This window comes from Pseudomonas sp. NyZ201, assembly GCF_049860765.1.
Lineage (GTDB): Bacteria > Pseudomonadota > Gammaproteobacteria > Pseudomonadales > Pseudomonadaceae > Aquipseudomonas > Aquipseudomonas bharatica.
The window spans coordinates 789,823-804,943 of sequence record NZ_CP187557.1 but is presented as its reverse complement, the minus strand read 5'-3'; the positions used below and the strand labels follow the sequence as shown (position 1 = coordinate 804,943).

At 64.3% G+C, this 15,121-nt stretch carries 14 protein-coding genes; 10 read left to right on the top strand and 4 right to left on the bottom strand.

The features are described 5' to 3' along the window. Positions 1-78: 78 nt before the first annotated feature. Positions 79-2,031: a sensor histidine kinase gene (locus ACPFMA_RS03670; protein ID WP_425929701.1), complete on the bottom strand. Its 1,953-nt coding sequence runs from the start codon at positions 2,029-2,031 to the stop codon at positions 79-81. A gap of 259 nt (positions 2,032-2,290) precedes the next feature. Between ACPFMA_RS03670 and ACPFMA_RS03665 the strand changes: the two genes are divergently transcribed. The 4 genes from ACPFMA_RS03665 (at position 2,291) to ACPFMA_RS03650 (ending at position 5,795) form a co-directional block, all read left to right on the top strand. Beyond that, positions 2,291-3,088 (top strand): hydroxymethylpyrimidine/phosphomethylpyrimidine kinase, encoded by a 798-nt coding sequence (locus tag ACPFMA_RS03665; protein WP_425929700.1) that lies wholly within the window; start codon positions 2,291-2,293, stop codon positions 3,086-3,088. Between the two features lie 27 nt (positions 3,089-3,115). After that, positions 3,116-3,742, top strand: coding sequence for a thiamine phosphate synthase (gene thiE, locus ACPFMA_RS03660; protein ID WP_009394937.1), 627 nt, complete (start codon positions 3,116-3,118; stop codon positions 3,740-3,742). A gap of 16 nt (positions 3,743-3,758) precedes the next feature. Continuing rightward, entirely contained in the window at positions 3,759-5,042 is a 1,284-nt protein-coding gene (gene hemL, locus ACPFMA_RS03655; protein ID WP_279899455.1) for a glutamate-1-semialdehyde 2,1-aminomutase, read from the top strand. Positions 5,043-5,243: 201 nt separating this feature from the next. Beyond that, the gene (locus ACPFMA_RS03650; RefSeq protein WP_009394939.1) at positions 5,244-5,795 is read left to right on the top strand and encodes a tetratricopeptide repeat protein; all 552 of its coding nucleotides are present in this window, start codon (positions 5,244-5,246) and stop codon (positions 5,793-5,795) included. Between the two features lie 6 nt (positions 5,796-5,801). Here ACPFMA_RS03650 and ACPFMA_RS03645 read toward each other — a convergent pair whose 3' ends face one another. Continuing rightward, positions 5,802-6,128 carry a DUF1820 family protein gene (locus tag ACPFMA_RS03645; RefSeq protein ID WP_420058280.1) on the bottom strand — a complete coding sequence of 109 codons (327 nt, stop codon included), beginning with the start codon at positions 6,126-6,128 and terminating at the stop codon, positions 5,802-5,804. 266 nt (positions 6,129-6,394) lie between these two features. On the opposite strand from ACPFMA_RS03645, the gene ACPFMA_RS03640 reads away from it, so the two are divergent. From ACPFMA_RS03640 to lnt, 4 genes are read left to right on the top strand one after another with little or no spacing between them, the layout of a single operon-like run. Then, entirely contained in the window at positions 6,395-7,393 is a 999-nt protein-coding gene (locus ACPFMA_RS03640; protein WP_064302044.1) for a PhoH family protein, read from the top strand. Then, positions 7,386-7,880 (top strand): rRNA maturation RNase YbeY, encoded by a 495-nt coding sequence (ybeY, locus tag ACPFMA_RS03635; RefSeq protein WP_425929699.1) that lies wholly within the window; start codon positions 7,386-7,388, stop codon positions 7,878-7,880. Before ACPFMA_RS03640 ends, ybeY begins: the two co-directional genes overlap by 8 nt. A gap of 5 nt (positions 7,881-7,885) precedes the next feature. Next, the gene (locus ACPFMA_RS03630; RefSeq protein WP_009394945.1) at positions 7,886-8,725 is read left to right on the top strand and encodes an HlyC/CorC family transporter; all 840 of its coding nucleotides are present in this window, start codon (positions 7,886-7,888) and stop codon (positions 8,723-8,725) included. An 8-nt stretch (positions 8,726-8,733) separates the two neighbouring features. Beyond that, positions 8,734-10,251 (top strand): apolipoprotein N-acyltransferase, encoded by a 1,518-nt coding sequence (gene lnt, locus ACPFMA_RS03625; RefSeq protein ID WP_420058279.1) that lies wholly within the window; start codon positions 8,734-8,736, stop codon positions 10,249-10,251. 114 nt (positions 10,252-10,365) lie between these two features. On the opposite strand, the gene ACPFMA_RS03620 is transcribed toward lnt, so the two are convergent. Together ACPFMA_RS03620 and ACPFMA_RS03615 are read right to left on the bottom strand one after the other, a co-directional pair. Beyond that, complete coding sequence (locus tag ACPFMA_RS03620; protein WP_425929698.1) at positions 10,366-11,127, bottom strand: YdcF family protein; 762 nt, start codon at positions 11,125-11,127, stop codon at positions 10,366-10,368. A gap of 123 nt (positions 11,128-11,250) precedes the next feature. Beyond that, the gene (locus tag ACPFMA_RS03615; RefSeq protein ID WP_064302047.1) at positions 11,251-11,568 is read right to left on the bottom strand and encodes a hypothetical protein; all 318 of its coding nucleotides are present in this window, start codon (positions 11,566-11,568) and stop codon (positions 11,251-11,253) included. 239 nt (positions 11,569-11,807) lie between these two features. Here ACPFMA_RS03615 and leuS point away from each other — a divergent pair, with 239 nt between their 5' ends. Beyond that, positions 11,808-14,414: a leucine--tRNA ligase gene (gene leuS / locus ACPFMA_RS03610; RefSeq protein WP_064302048.1), complete on the top strand. Its 2,607-nt coding sequence runs from the start codon at positions 11,808-11,810 to the stop codon at positions 14,412-14,414. A gap of 69 nt (positions 14,415-14,483) precedes the next feature. Then, on the top strand, positions 14,484-15,089 hold the full coding sequence (gene lptE / locus ACPFMA_RS03605) for an LPS assembly lipoprotein LptE (RefSeq protein WP_064302049.1): 606 nt from the start codon (positions 14,484-14,486) through the stop codon (positions 15,087-15,089). Positions 15,090-15,121 lie beyond the last annotated feature (32 nt).

The window sequence follows — 15,121 nt, the reverse complement described above, 5'->3', positions numbered from 1 at the left end:
GTGTCCGAAAAACCAGTGAATCACGCCCTGCCCCCGGTACAAAGTGACAAAAACGCCTAACGCGGTGCGATATATCCCCTATCCGGCGGCATTTGCCAACGCCAGCACGATGCTCAGGTCGAAGCTGCTGCCCTGCCCCGGCACCGAGTTGTGGCCCAGGCGCGCGTCCATCAGTTCGGCAAGCTGGCGACAGATCGCCAGGCCGATACCGAGGCCGCCGTATTCGCGGCTCATCGAGCCATCGACCTGGAAAAAGCGCTGGTACAGCAGCGAGTCGTCGAGGGTGATGAAGCCGATGCCACTGTCGCGCACGCTGAAGGTCAAGGCCAGCAGATGCTGGCTGGCCTGGCCGCGCACGTGCAGGCTCACCCCGCCGCGATGGGTGAACTTGATCGCGTTGTCGAGCAGGTAACCCAGGCACAGGGCCAGCTTGTGACGATCGCCCAGCAGGCGGTCGGCAAGGTTGTCGGCTACGTCCAGGTGCAGCAACAGGTCCTTGTCCATGGCCGGTGAGATAAAACGCGTGCGCAGCTCCTGGACCAGCCCGCGCAAGCTGAAGGGCTCGGCCCGGGCCACCAGGCGCCCGGCCTGGAGTTCGCTGAGGATGAGAATGTCGTCGATCATGCGCAGCATGTCATGCGCCGCGATACTGGCAGTGTGCTGGTACTGTCCCAGTTCCGCGCTCATCGGCTGGGTCTGCATCAGTTCCAGCGAGCCGATCACGCCATTCATCGGGGTGCGCAGCTCATGGGTAACGGTGGCGAGGAACTGGTCCTTGAGTTCGTTGCTGTGGGCCAATTGCCGATTGAGCAGTTCCAGTTTCTGTCCGGCTTCGCGCAGGACGGCGGCCCTTTCCTCGCGCATGGCGTTGATCCGGTCGGCCAGCGCCAGCGAGAGCAGGCAGACCTCCAGCGCGGCGCCGATCTGGCTGGCGTACATGGTCAGGAACATATTGGGCAAATGACCAAGCACCATCAGCGTGTTGACCATCCCGCCGACCAGGAAGGCCGACCAGGCGACGATGAAATACCGCGCCACCCGCAAGCCACGCCACCAGGCGAACCATCCGGCGGCGAAGATGCTCAGGGTGAAGGCCAGGGCCAGCAGCGTAGCGAGGCGCAGGGCCAGGCCATAACCGCAAGCCAGCGAAATCACCATGACCAGTGCCGAACAGGCCGCTAGCCCCTGCAAAAGCACATCGAATGCCCGGCCAATACTGGCCATGCGCAGGAAGCTGCGGGCGAACAGGCACCCGAACAGCCCCGACGCACCGATGAACAACGGCGTGGACGCGTTCGCCCACCAAGGGCTGTCCGGCCAGAAATAGGCGACGGCGGCGCCATTGACCGAGAGCTGGTACAGGCCGAAGGAGGCGATGTAGAGGATGTACCACAGGTAACTGACGTCGCGGACGCTGATGTAGATGAACAGGTTGTAGACCAGCATGCCCAGCAGCACGCCATAGATCAGCCCGAGCACGTAGATCTTGCCCGGCAGCGCCTCCAGGTAGGCGCGGGGCGCCCACAGGCTCAGCGGTGCCTGCACCGAGCCTTCGCTCTGCAGGCGCAGGTAGGCGGTCAGTTGCTGGTCCGGCTGCATCGGCAATTCGAAAACGTAGTTGGCCTGCTCGATCTGCCGGCTGGCGTAGGGCAAGGCATCCCCCGTGCGCTGGACCAGGCGGTAGCGGCCGTTGGCGTCCGGCAGGTAGAGTTCCAGGTGGTCGAGCGGCGGATAGGCCAGCTCCAGCAGCCAGGTACGCGGAGCGGCCTGGGGCATGGCGAGATAGTGCAGATCGACCTTGAGCCAGAATGCCGAAGTCGAGTACCCGGCATTGAGCACGTCGGCCTGGTGCGGTTTGAAGGAGGCGGCGAAGGCAGGCGAACTGACCTGTTCGATGGAGGCGCTACCGTCAGCGTCCTCGAACACCTGCATGACGCGGCCCAGGGGCAGGGTTCGGGTCGAGTCGTCGAAGTCGACGGCTCCGGCCAGCAAAGGCAGCCAGCCCAGTACAACGATCAGCAGATAGCGCATACAGCCCCAGCGTGGCCTGTACGGTCGCGTCGTAAGCCCCAGTCCTTGTGAGACGACGAGATCCGGCAGAGCCTGATGTCATTTTCGAAGCACTCTAGCACAGCGGTATTTAATCGCTAGCAGGCGGGACAAGGTCGTCCACGGGGGCTCTGGCTCGGTACTTACGGCCGTGCGCAGGGAAATTCCTGTCCGATCGATCAGAAAAGCCCCGTATGACGGACATCCCGGCAAAAGCGTTTGGTGGTAAGCTCGCGCACCTATGAATACCTACAGCTCCCGCCCCGTTGTCCTCTGTCTCTCCGGCCACGACCCCAGTGGCGGCGCCGGCCTGCAGGCAGATATCGAAGCCCTGATCGCCCAGGGCTGTCACGCCGCTCCCGCCGTGACCGCCCTGACCGTGCAGGATACCGTCAACGTCCAGGACTTCCGCGTGCTCGACCGCGAATGGGTACTGGCCCAGGCCAACATCGTCCTGGCCGACTCGCAGGTCGCCGCGGTGAAGCTGGGCATGCTCGGCTCGCTGGAAATGGTCGATACCGTGGTCGAACTGCTCGGTGCCCACCCGCACCTGCCGATGGTCTGCGACCCGGTGCTGCGCGCCGGCGGCGGCGGGCGGCTGGGCAAGGACGAAGTCGGCTACGCCATGCGCGAGCGGCTCCTGCCGCTGGCCACCATCGCCACGCCCAACCTGCCGGAAGCGCGCATTCTCGCCGAACTGCCGGAGGGCACGGCCGACGAGTGCGCGGAAAAGCTGCTGCCGTATGTCGAGCACCTGTTGATCACCGGCGGTCACGGCGACGAGACCGAGATCCACAACCGCCTGTACAGCCACGATGGCCAGCGCCACACCTGGACCTGCCAGCGCCTGCCGGGCAGCTACCATGGCTCGGGCTGCACCCTGGCCAGCGCCCTGGCCGGTCGCCTGGCGCTTGGCGAGCAACTGCACAGCGCGGTGCGCACCGCGCTGGACTACACCTGGCGGACCCTGCGCGACGCCGAACAACTGGGCAAGGGCCAATACGTGCCCCGTCGCCTGCCCCTGGATTTCTGCTCCTGAAGCAAGACTCGCTGTGAGGCACCTGTAATGAAGCTCCGCGGTTTGTATGCCATCACCGACAGCCAACTGCTGGCGGGACGCTTTCTTCCCTATGTCGAAGCCGCGCTGGAAGGTGGGGTGACCCTGCTGCAATACCGCGACAAGAGCAACGACCAGGCCCGCCGCCTGCGCGAGGCCGAGACCCTGCGCGACCTGTGCGCACGCTACAGGACGCGCCTGATCATCAACGACGACGCCGAACTGGCCGCGCGCCTGGGCGTCGGCGTACACCTGGGGCAGACCGACGGTCCGCTGACGCCGGCGCGTACCTTGCTCGGCAAGGATGCGATCATCGGCTCCACCTGCCATGCACAACTAGAGCTGGCCGAACAGGCCAGCCGGGAAGGCGCCAGCTATGTCGCCTTCGGACGCTTCTTCAATTCGCTGACCAAACCCGGCGCTCCCGCTGCCGACCTCGCCCTGATCGGCCAGGCCAAGGCGCGGGTCAAGCTGCCGGTGGCGGTGATCGGCGGCATCACCCTGGACAACGCCGCGCCACTGGTCGAGCACGGTGCCGACCTGCTGGCGGTGATCCATGGCCTGTTCGGTGCCGACAGCACGCAGGAAGTGACCCGCCGCGCCCGTGCCTTCAACGCCCTTTTTTCCAGTCTCTGATTTGCGAGGAACTTCCATGTCCCGTTCCGAAAGCCTGTTCGCCAGCGCCCAGAAACACATCCCCGGCGGCGTCAACTCGCCCGTGCGCGCCTTCCGCAGCGTCGGCGGCACGCCGCTGTTCTTCAAGCATGCCGAGGGTGCCTACGTCACCGACGAAGACGACAAGCGCTATGTCGACTATGTCGGCTCCTGGGGCCCGATGATCCTCGGCCACAGCCATCCGGACGTGCTGGAATCGGTGCGCAGGCAACTGGCCCACGGCCTGTCCTATGGCGCTCCGACCGCCATGGAAACCGAGATGGCCGACCTGGTCTGCTCGCTGGTGCCCTCGATGGAAATGGTGCGCATGGTCAGCTCCGGCACCGAGGCCACCATGAGCGCCATCCGCCTGGCGCGCGGCTTCACTGGCCGCGACAGCATCATCAAGTTCGAAGGCTGCTACCACGGCCACTCCGACAGCCTGCTGGTGAAAGCCGGCTCCGGCCTGCTGACCCAGGGCGTGCCCAGCTCGGCCGGCGTGCCGGCGGCCTTTGCCAAGCACACCCTGACCCTGCCGTTCAACGATATCGACGCGGTCGCCGAGATGCTCGGCAAGGTCGGCCAGGACGTGGCGTGCATCATCGTCGAACCGGTGGCGGGCAACATGAACTGCGTACCGCCGGCGCCCGGCTTCCTCGAAGGGCTGCGCAGCCTGTGCGACCAGCACGGCGTGGTGCTGATCTTCGACGAAGTGATGACCGGTTTCCGCGTTGCATTGGGCGGCGCCCAGGCGCATTACGGCGTCACCCCCGACCTGTCGACCTTCGGCAAGATCGTCGGCGGTGGCATGCCGGTGGGCTGCTTCGGCGGCAAGCGCCATATCATGGAACAGATCGCCCCGTTGGGTCCGGTCTACCAGGCTGGCACCCTGTCCGGCAACCCGCTGGCCATGGCCGCCGGCCTGACCACCCTGAAGCTGATCAGCCGTCCGGGCTTCCATGACGAGCTGAGCGCATTCACCAGCAGCCTGCTCGACGGCCTGCAGCAGCGCGCCGATGCGGCGGGCGTGCCGTTCGTCACCACCCAGGCCGGCGGCATGTTCGGCCTGTACTTCACCGGCGCCGACGATATCGTCACCTTCGACGACGTGATGGGCAGCGATGTCGACCGCTTCAAGCGCTTCTTCCACCTGATGCTGGAAGGCGGCGTGTACCTGGCGCCAAGTGCCTTCGAAGCCGGCTTCACCTCGATCGCCCACGGCGAGACCGAGCTGAAGATCACCCTGGATGCCGCCGAACGGGCGTTTGCCGTCCTGAAATAAGGCATCTGCGGTAAAAGACAGGGGCGCCAGGCTTGTAAGCCTTTCGCCCCTGCCTTGTAAGAAAGCCCCACAGCCTTATGACCGAATTGCGCCTTGATGGCAGAAAATCTGGTAAAGACTTTGTAAGGTGGGCGCTGCTTAACCCATAATGTGCCACCAGACACACTTTGGCCGCAGCTTTGCAGAGGTAAGTCGATCACCATGAACCGCGCCGGCCGCGCCCTTGCCCTGGGCTGCCTGTTGCTACTTCAGCCCCTGCTGGCCATCGCGGCAGGCGGTAACTCGTTGCTGATCCCCACCACGGGCCGCTGCACCCTGAATACGTCCCCCGAAGAACTCGCCGACGCCGTGACCCGCTGCAAGCAGGTCGCCCAGTCCGGTGACGCCCAGGCCCAATACGAGCTGGGCGAATTCTATTTCGACGGCAAGAACACCACCCGCGACCTGAACCAGGCGCTGAGCTACTTCGAGCAGGCCTCGCTACAGGGGCACGCCGATGCGCAATACAAGCTGGGAATGATGTTCGCCCGCGGCGAAGGCGTTTCGGCCAACAACGTGCAGGCCTACATCCTGCTGAAGATGGCCGCGGTCAACGGTGCCGAGGATGCACTGGACGAGGCCGACGAAGTCTCGGCGCGGATGCCGCGCGACGAACTGGAAAACGCCACCCAGGTGCTGGGCCAGATCTTCCGCAAATACCTGCTGGAGCTGCAGTCCGCCGACGGCCGCACGCCCTTCTCGCCGCTTCCCTGACGCGTCCTATCTTTCCGGCATCGGCATCGGGAACGGCATGACATTGCCGCCGCCCCTGGCCTCGCTGATCTTCGGCGTCCCCAGGCGCTCCACTTCATCGATACGCACGATCGAATGCATCGGCACGAAGCTGCGGGTCACGCCTTCGAACTGGGCCTTGAGCTTCTCTTCGCTCGGATCGACCACTACCTGGGTACGCTCACCGAAGACGAACTCCTCGATCTCCAGGAAACCCCACAGGTCACTCTGGTAGATCTGCTTGGCGTACATCTCGAACACCTGGCCCTGGTTGAGGAAGATCACTTTGTAGATGGGGGCTTCGCGCTTGGTCATGTTCGGCAGGGGAAAAATGGCTGTAAAAAAGGTGGCGAATAATAGCACAGGGGCCTTGTCCGGCAGGTAGGAGCTGGCTTGCCTGCTCCTACACGAACCGCGCCGATCGGCATAACCGAATCGTCAACTTCCGCTGCGACAATGTCCGCGCGGATCGACAGCCCGGACGGCCACGCCCCCATTGATCGTTTCAGCGCTTTCGCCGCCAGGCAGTCGAGGTTATTCTTGAAATCATATTTCTTGCCCAAGGGCGGCTTAAAACAACCTTGAACGCACCCATCGAACCCCATCGTTTCATTCTCGAGCCCTTCGAAGCTCACCGTTTCGCCAACCTGTGCGGCCAGTTCGACGAGCACCTGCGCCTGATCGAACAGCGCCTGGCCATCGAGATCCGCAACCGCGGCAACCAGTTCGAACTGATCGGCGAACCCCGGGTCACCTCCACCGCCGAGCAACTGCTGCGCCGCCTCTATCGCGAGACGAAGGCCACCGAGCTGTCGCCGGAAATGGTCCACCTGTTCCTTCAGGAATCTTCCGTCGAAGCGCTGGAAAACCAAGCGGTCAACGAAGTCAGCGTGTCGCTGCGCACGCGCAAGGGCGCCATTCGCCCGCGCGGCCTCAACCAGCAGCGCTACGTCAAGGAAATCCTCGGCAACGACATCAACTTCGGCATCGGCCCCGCCGGTACCGGCAAGACCTACCTGGCCGTGGCCTGCGCGGTGGATGCGCTGGAACGCGAGCAGGTGCGGCGCATCCTGCTGGTGCGCCCGGCAGTCGAGGCGGGCGAGAAGCTCGGCTTCCTGCCCGGCGACCTGGCGCAGAAGATCGACCCTTACCTGCGTCCGCTGTACGACGCCCTCTATGAAATGCTCGGCTTCGAACATGTGGCCAAGCTGATCGAGCGCCAGGTGATCGAGATCGCTCCGCTGGCCTACATGCGCGGCCGTACCCTGAACAACAGCTTCATCATCCTCGACGAAAGCCAGAACACCACGGTCGAGCAGATGAAGATGTTCCTCACCCGGATCGGTTTCGGCTCCACCGCCGTGATCACCGGCGACATCACCCAGGTCGACCTGCCACGCGGCACCAAATCCGGCCTGGGCCATGTCATCCAGGTGCTCAAGGATGTGCCGGGTATCAGCTTCACCCACTTCCAGCCCAAGGACGTGGTGCGTCATCCATTGGTACAGCGCATCGTCGAAGCCTACGAGCGTTTCGACGACCAGCAGGCCAAGGCCGAAGGCACCCCGCGCAATGCTTGAACTTGACCTGCAGATCGCGACTGAAAAAACCGCGCCCGCCGAAGCCCTGTTCCGCCGTTGGTGCGAACTGGCCCTGCGCCAGCGCACGGCGGACTCGGAAATGACCATCCGTCTGGTGGATGAAGCCGAGGGCCGCGAGCTGAATCACACCTACCGGCACAAGGACTACGCCACCAACGTCCTGTCCTTCCCGGCCGACGTGCCCGACGACATGCTCGATATCCCGCTGCTGGGCGATCTGGTGATCTGCGTCGAGGTGGTCGAGCGCGAGGCCGCCGAGCAAGGCAAGGCCCTCGAGGCCCACTGGGCGCACCTGGTGATCCATGGCTGCCTGCACCTGCTGGGCTACGACCACATCGAGGACGATGAGGCCGAGGAAATGGAAGCACTGGAACGAACGTTGCTTGCCGAACTGGGTCATCCGGACCCGTACGCCGACGACGAAGACGACACCCCACATACTGAAAACAGCAAGGATCACGAGTAACCGCCATGAGCGAAGATCGATCGAGCAACGGGCAAAAGTCATGGCTTGGCAAGCTGACCCAGGCTTTTGCCCATGAGCCGAAAAACCGCCAGGAGCTCCTCGAGCTGCTGCGCGAAGCCCACCAGAACAAGCTGCTCGACAGCGAGGCCCTGACCATCGTCGAAGGCGCCATCCAGGTCGCCGACCTGCAGGTCCGCGACATCATGGTGCCGCGCTCGCAGATGATCAGCATCAAGGCCTCGCAATCGCCGCGGGAGTTCCTCCCGGCGATCATCGACGCCGCGCACTCGCGCTATCCGGTGGTCGGCGAAAGCCATGACGATGTCCTCGGGGTACTGCTGGCCAAGGACCTGCTGCCGCTGATCCTCAAGGAGAATGGCGACAGCTTCAACATCAAGGACCTGCTGCGCCCGGCCACCTTCGTGCCGGAGTCCAAGCGCCTCAACGTGCTGCTGCGCGAGTTCCGCGCCAACCACAACCACATGGCCATCGTCATCGACGAATACGGCGGCGTGGCTGGCCTGGTGACCATCGAGGACGTGCTGGAGCAGATCGTCGGCGATATCGAGGACGAACACGATGTCGAGGAAGACAGCTACATCAAGCCCCTGCCCAGCGGCGACTTCCTGATCAAGGCGCTGACGCCGATCGAGAACTTCAACGAGTTCTTCGACAGCGAGTTCTCCGACGATGAGTTCGACACCGTTGGCGGCCTGGTCATGAGCGCCTTCGGACACCTGCCCAAGCGCAACGAAACCACTGAAATCGGGCCTTACCGCTTCCGTATCCTCAACGCCGACAGCCGCCGGATACATTTGCTGCGCCTGACCCCTGTAACCCGTTAAGGACAACCATGCGCTGGATCACCCGCCCCGGCTGGCCCGGTAACCTGCTGGCCATGGCGGCCGGCGCCCTGACCACCCCGTCGCTGGCCCCCTTCGATATCTGGCCCCTGGCCCTGGTCGCCCTGGGCCTGTTCTACCTCGGCCTGCGCGAGCTCAGCCCGCGCCAGGCGCTATGGCGCGGCTGGCACTACGGCTTCGGCCTGTTCGCCGCCGGCACCTGGTGGATCTACGTCAGCATCCATGACTACGGCGGCGCCTCGGCGCTGCTGGCCGGCGGGCTGATGCTGGCCTTCTTCGCCGCCATCGCCTGGTTCTTCGCCCTGCCCGCGTGGGTCTGGGCACGCTGGTTGCGCCGCAACGAGGCGCCACTTGCCGATGCCCTTGGCTTCGCGGCGCTGTGGCTGGCCCAGGAAGCGTTCCGTGGCTGGTTCCTCACCGGCTTCCCATGGCTCTATGCCGGCTACAGCCAACTCGACGGACCGCTGGCCGGTCTCGCGCCGCTGGGCGGCATGTGGCTGATCTCGTTCACCCTGGCCCTGACCGCCGCGCTGCTGTGCAACCTGCACCGCCTGCGCCAGCGCAAGGCGTTCCTGGCGGCAGGCATCGCCTTGCTGATCGGCCCCTGGGCAGTCGGCATCGCCCTCAAGGGCCATGCCTGGACCGTACCCTCGGGCGAGCCGCTGCGGGTAGCGGCGATCCAGGGCAATATCGAGCAAAGCCTCAAGTGGGAACCCAGCGAACTGCGCAGGCAGCTTGAGCTGTACCGCGACATGAGTTTCACCAGCAAGCCGGTGGACCTGATCGTCTGGCCGGAAACCGCAGTGCCGGTGTTCAAGGACAGCGTCCAGGGCTACCTGGACATGATGGCCGGCTTCGCCGGCGACCGTCATTCGGCGCTGATCACCGGGGTTCCGGTGCGCCTGTTCGAACATGGTCAGCGTCGCTATTTCAACGGTATCACCGCCATCGGCGAAGGCGACGGGACCTACCTCAAGCAGAAACTGGTGCCCTTCGGCGAATACGTACCGCTGCAGGACCTGCTGCGTGGCCTGATCGAATTCTTCGACCTGCCGATGTCCGACTTCGCCCGCGGCCCGGCCGACCAGGCATTGCTCCAGGCCAAGGGTTACCAGTTGGCGCCTTTCATCTGCTACGAAGTGGTCTACCCGGAGCTGGCCGCCAGCCTTGCGGCGCGCAGCGACATGCTCCTGACCATCAGCAACGACACCTGGTTCGGCAAGTCCATCGGCCCGCTGCAACACTTGCAGATGGCGCAGATGCGCGCACTGGAAGCCGGGCGCTGGATGATTCGGGCCACCAACAACGGGGTGACCGGGCTGATCGACCCGTTCGGCCGCGTTACGGCGCAGATTCCGCAATTCGAGCGCGGGATTCTCTACGGGGAGGTGGTGCCGATGCGGCAACTGACGCCGTATCTGCAATGGCGCTCGTGGCCGCTGGTCATTCTCTGCACCTTGCTGCTGGGCTGGGCGCTGGTTACCAGCCGGATCGCCAGGACCGTCTGAAGAACGATGCGTACCTTGTGGGAGCGGGTTTACCCGCGATTGCGATGGTGAATTCACTACCGTAATCGCGGGTAAACCCGCTCCCACAGGGTACGTGTTGCTTTCACGCTTTCCTCAATAAAAAAGCCGATAACCGATCAACCCGGCCACCTCGTTGAACAGCTGCCCGTTCTGCCATACCGCCTTGCTATCCGGCACCCAACCCCCGAACGGCCGCCCACTGTCGATACCCATGAAACCCACCGGGGCCCCCACCACCTCGAAGCCGGCACGCTGGAAACTCCACACCGAACGCTGCATATGCCAGGCCTGGGTTACCACCACCACACGCTTGATGCCCTGCGGCAAGAGGATCGCCGCGCTCAGCTCGGCGTTCTCCCAGGTGGTGCGGCTTTCTTCTTCCAGCCAGCGCACTGGCACACCAAAGTCCCGTTGCAGCGAGTCCGCCATCAGCCGCGCCTCGCTCGGCGGCGCGCCGTAATGCAGGCCACCGGTCGTCAGTAGCGGCAGCCCCGACGCCTTCGCCAGCTGCGCCGCGTAGCGCATGCGTTCGATGGCTACACCGGTCGGCTGGTCCTGTCCGCCCCAGGCCGGATCACCGCGTTCACGCCCGGAGCCCAGGACCACGATGGCCTCAGCCCGGCCAGCCAACCCTGCCCACTCGTTCATCGCCAGCGGCGGAACGGTCTCGATTCGCCCGGCCAGATGCTGCATTACCACCGGCAGGCTCATCAGCCATAAGCCGCCCAGCCCGCCGATAAAGAACAGGCGCGCCGTACGCGGCCAGGACTTGCGCAGCCACCAGGCGGCCAGCAGCAGAAGCAGCAGCACACCAGGCGGCATCAACCATTGTTTGATGAAAAAGCGCAACGGCATCGGGCATCTCCAGGAAAATGCCGCAAGCCTAAAGAAAAACGGCGCCTGCTTGAAGCAGGCGCCGGTCAGAGCAAAGAATTTCGCGTGGCGCACTCCGTCCTGCGCCGTTGATATCCTGAACGGTTATTTGCAGTGCAGCGTTCTGGATTTGAGCGCTGTGGCGGAACGTTTCCGGTCCTTGAGCCAGATGACCCGGCCCGGGGTGGGCGTTTCTACCGGGGGTAATGCCACGGAAATCTTCTGGCCCCGTGCCGGAGCGGCTTCCAGCCAGGCCTTGATGACCTCGAACTCGGCCCGGCTAAGGCCGCGCAACTCCAGTTCGGCGGGCATCTCATCGCGCAATCGCAGCGAGGTGCGGGCCACGTCCAGGGCCAGCCCCAAGCGGTCGATCAGGCGTTCATAGACTTCCGGTTTCGGTGCATGTTGCTGCGACTCTCCCATCCGTTCACCTCATTGAAGATAAAATTCATCTCCCCCACGAATGAGCTTAGCGCCACCCGCGAAACGGGCCGGACGCCGCGACCAACGGCCCTTTGCGCCCTCTTCCGATGCAATCAGGGTTTCCCACGACCGTTGGGGGTCATGTATGCTACGGCGTTCGCTCCAGGGCCTGTCGCCGGGCGAAAAACGGTCAGCGACCAGCCTCGATAAGGTCTCCCATCTCTCAGCGCAAAGTAGCCATGCACGAACACTATCAGCCCCGCGAAATCGAAGCCGCCGCCCAGTCCTACTGGGACGAGCACAAGTCTTTTGAAGTCAGTGAACAGCCAGGCAAGGACACCTACTACTGCCTGTCGATGTTCCCGTACCCGAGCGGCAAGCTACACATGGGCCACGTGCGCAACTACACCATCGGCGACGTGATCGCCCGCTACCAGCGCATGCAGGGCAAGAACGTGCTGCAGCCAATGGGCTGGGACGCCTTCGGCATGCCGGCGGAAAACGCGGCAATGAAGAACAACGTCGCGCCGGCCAAGTGGACCTACGAAAACATCGCCTACATGAAGGCCCAGCTGAAAAGCCTCGGCCTGGCGATCGACTGGTCCCGCGAAGTCACCACCTGCAAACCGGACTACTACCGCTGGGAGCAGTGGCTGTTCACCCGCCTGTTCGAGAAAGGCGTGATCTATCGCAAGAACGGCACCGTCAACTGGGACCCGGCCGACCAGACCGTACTGGCCAACGAGCAGGTCATCGATGGCCGTGGCTGGCGTTCGGGCGCGCTGATCGAGAAGCGCGAGATCCCGATGTACTACTTCAAGATCACCGACTACGCCGACGAGCTGCTGGAAAGCCTCGACGAGCTGCCGGGCTGGCCGGAACAGGTCAAGACCATGCAGCGCAACTGGATCGGCAAGTCCCGCGGCATGGAAGTGCAGTTCCCCTACGACGAGGCCAGCATCGGCCAGTCCGGAACGCTGAAGGTCTTCACCACCCGTCCTGACACCCTGATGGGCGCAACCTACGTTGCCGTTGCCGCCGAGCACCCGCTGGCTACCCTGGCCGCCCAGGGCAATCCGGCGCTGCAGGCCTTCATCGACGAATGCAAGAGCGGCAGCGTCGCCGAAGCCGATATCGCCACCCAGGAGAAGAAAGGCGTCGCCACTTCCCTGCTGGTTCGTCACCCGCTGACCGGCGAGAAGCTGCCGGTATGGGTCGCCAACTACGTGCTGATGCACTACGGCGATGGCGCGGTAATGGCCGTTCCGGCCCACGATGAGCGTGATTTCGAATTCGCCAGCAAGTACCAGCTGCCGATCAAGACCGTGGTCCGCACCAGCGCTGGCGATGAAGTCGGCAGCGAATGGCAGGCCGCCTACGGCGAGCATGGTCAGCTGATCAACTCCGGCGAGTTCGACGGCCTGGACTTCGCCGGCGCCTTCGACGCCATCGAAGCCGCGCTGATCCGCAAGGAACTGGGCAAGTCGCGTACCCAGTTCCGCCTGCGTGACTGGGGCATCAGCCGCCAGCGCTACTGGGGTTGCCCGATCCCGATCATCCACTGCCCGTCCTGCGGCGACGTTCCGGTGCCGGAAGACCAGTTGCCGGTGACCCTGCCGGAGAACGTGGTTCCGGACGGCGCCGGCTCGCCACTGGCGCGCATGCCCGAGTTCTACGAGTGCACCTGCCCGAAATGTGGCACTGCGGCCAAACGCGAAACCGACACCATGGACACTTTCGTCGAGTCCTCCTGGTACTTCGCCCGCTACGCATCGCCGAACTACGAAGGTGGCCTGGTCGACCCGAAAGCGGCCAACCACTGGCTGCCGGTGGACCAGTACATCGGCGGTATCGAACACGCCATCCTGCACCTGCTCTATGCGCGCTTCTTCCACAAGCTGATGCGTGACGAAGGCCTGGTGAGCTCCAACGAACCGTTCAAGAACCTGCTGACCCAGGGCATGGTGGTCGCCGAGACCTACTACCGCGTGGCAGCCAACGGCGGCAAGGACTGGTTCAACCCGGCCGACGTCGAGGTCGAGCGCGACGCCAAGGCCAAGATCATTGGCGCACGCCTGAAGACCGACGGCCTGCCGGTGGAAATCGGCGGCACCGAGAAGATGTCCAAGTCGAAGAACAACGGCGTCGACCCGCAGGCCATGATCGACGCCTACGGCGCCGACACCTGCCGCCTGTTCATGATGTTCGCCTCGCCACCGGACATGAGCCTGGAATGGTCCGACTCCGGTGTCGAAGGCGCAAGCCGCTTCCTGCGTCGCGTCTGGCGCCTGGCCCAGGCCCATGTGGCCCAGGGGCTGCCGGCCAAGGCCGACTTCTCGGCGCTGGACGACGCGCAGAAAGCCGTGCGCCGTGCCACCCACTCGGCGATCCGCCAGGCCAGCATCGATGTCGGCCAGCATCACAAGTTCAACACCGCCATCGCCCAGGTGATGACCCTGATGAACGTGCTGGAAAAGGCTTCGCAAGCCACCGAGCTTGACCGAGCCCTGATCCAGGAAGGTCTGGAAGCGGTCACCCTGATCCTCGCCCCGATCACGCCGCACATCAGTCACGGCCTGTGGCAGAGCCTGGGCCACCAGGGCGCGGCGATCGACGCCGGCTGGCCGAGCGTGGATGAAAGCGCGCTGGTCCAGGACAGCATCCAGCTGGTCATCCAGGTCAACGGCAAGCTGCGTGGCCAGATCGACATGCCGGCCGGTGCCAGCCGCGAAGAGGTCGAGGCCGCCGCGCGCAGCAACGAAAACGTGCTGCGCTTCACCGAAGGCCTGAGCATCCGCAAGGTCATCGTGGTTCCGGGCAAGCTGGTCAACATCGTCGCCAACTGACAGGAACGGGCGCCTCGTCCGCGGGGCGCCCGCATAGAAAAGTCCCCAAGGTTTCCAGGGAGCAACAAGATGATCAAACGCAATCTGCTGGTGATGGGCCTGGCCGTGATGCTGAGCGCCTGCGGCTTCCATCTGCGCGGCACCGGCACTTCCGAACTGGCGATCAAGGAACTCGACCTGAGCGCCCGCAACGCCTACGGCGACACGGTCAACGAACTGCGCGACCTGCTGCGCAGCAGCGGCGTCAATGTCCACAGCGGCGCTCCGTACAAACTGGTGCTGACCAACGAAGCGGAAACCCAGCGCGCCGCCAGCTATGCCGGCTCCGGCCGCTCGGTGGAATACGAGCTGACCACTGCGCTGTCGTATGACATCCAGGGCCGCAACGCAACGCCACTGATCAGCGACAAACTGGAAGTACAGAAGATCTACCTGTACGACGGTAACAACGTGACCGGCTCGGGCCAGGAAGCCGGGCAGATCCGTGGCGAAATGCGCCGCGACCTGGTGCAGAAGATGGTGCTGCGCCTGCAACTGCTGACCCCGGCGCAACTGGACGAACTGCAGGCCAAGGCCGACGAGCGTGCCAAGGCAGAAGCCGCAGCCCTGGAAGCGGCACAACGCGCCCAGGATGCACAACCCCAGCAATCGCCGCTGGAAATCCCGGCGAACTGAGACCGGACGGGGCGCTTCGGCGCCCCGACTTC

Bases quoted from the DNA above. Each gene is read 5' to 3' on its own strand.
- ACPFMA_RS03630 (WP_009394945.1), top strand. From the start codon at position 7,886: ATGAGCGAAGATCGATCGAGCAACGGGCAAAAGTCATGGCTTGGCAAG.
- thiE (WP_009394937.1), top strand. From the start codon at position 3,116: ATGAAGCTCCGCGGTTTGTATGCCATCACCGACAGCCAACTGCTGGCG.
- hemL (WP_279899455.1), top strand. From the start codon at position 3,759: ATGTCCCGTTCCGAAAGCCTGTTCGCCAGCGCCCAGAAACACATCCCC.
- ACPFMA_RS03670 (WP_425929701.1), bottom strand. From the start codon at position 2,031: ATGCGCTATCTGCTGATCGTTGTACTGGGCTGGCTGCCTTTGCTGGCC.
- lnt (WP_420058279.1), top strand. From the start codon at position 8,734: ATGCGCTGGATCACCCGCCCCGGCTGGCCCGGTAACCTGCTGGCCATG.
- ACPFMA_RS03665 (WP_425929700.1), top strand. From the start codon at position 2,291: ATGAATACCTACAGCTCCCGCCCCGTTGTCCTCTGTCTCTCCGGCCAC.
- ACPFMA_RS03645 (WP_420058280.1), bottom strand. From the start codon at position 6,128: ATGACCAAGCGCGAAGCCCCCATCTACAAAGTGATCTTCCTCAACCAG.
- ACPFMA_RS03620 (WP_425929698.1), bottom strand. From the start codon at position 11,127: ATGCCGTTGCGCTTTTTCATCAAACAATGGTTGATGCCGCCTGGTGTG.
- lptE (WP_064302049.1), top strand. From the start codon at position 14,484: ATGATCAAACGCAATCTGCTGGTGATGGGCCTGGCCGTGATGCTGAGC.
- ybeY (WP_425929699.1), top strand. From the start codon at position 7,386: ATGCTTGAACTTGACCTGCAGATCGCGACTGAAAAAACCGCGCCCGCC.
- ACPFMA_RS03650 (WP_009394939.1), top strand. From the start codon at position 5,244: ATGAACCGCGCCGGCCGCGCCCTTGCCCTGGGCTGCCTGTTGCTACTT.
- leuS (WP_064302048.1), top strand. From the start codon at position 11,808: ATGCACGAACACTATCAGCCCCGCGAAATCGAAGCCGCCGCCCAGTCC.
- ACPFMA_RS03615 (WP_064302047.1), bottom strand. From the start codon at position 11,568: ATGGGAGAGTCGCAGCAACATGCACCGAAACCGGAAGTCTATGAACGC.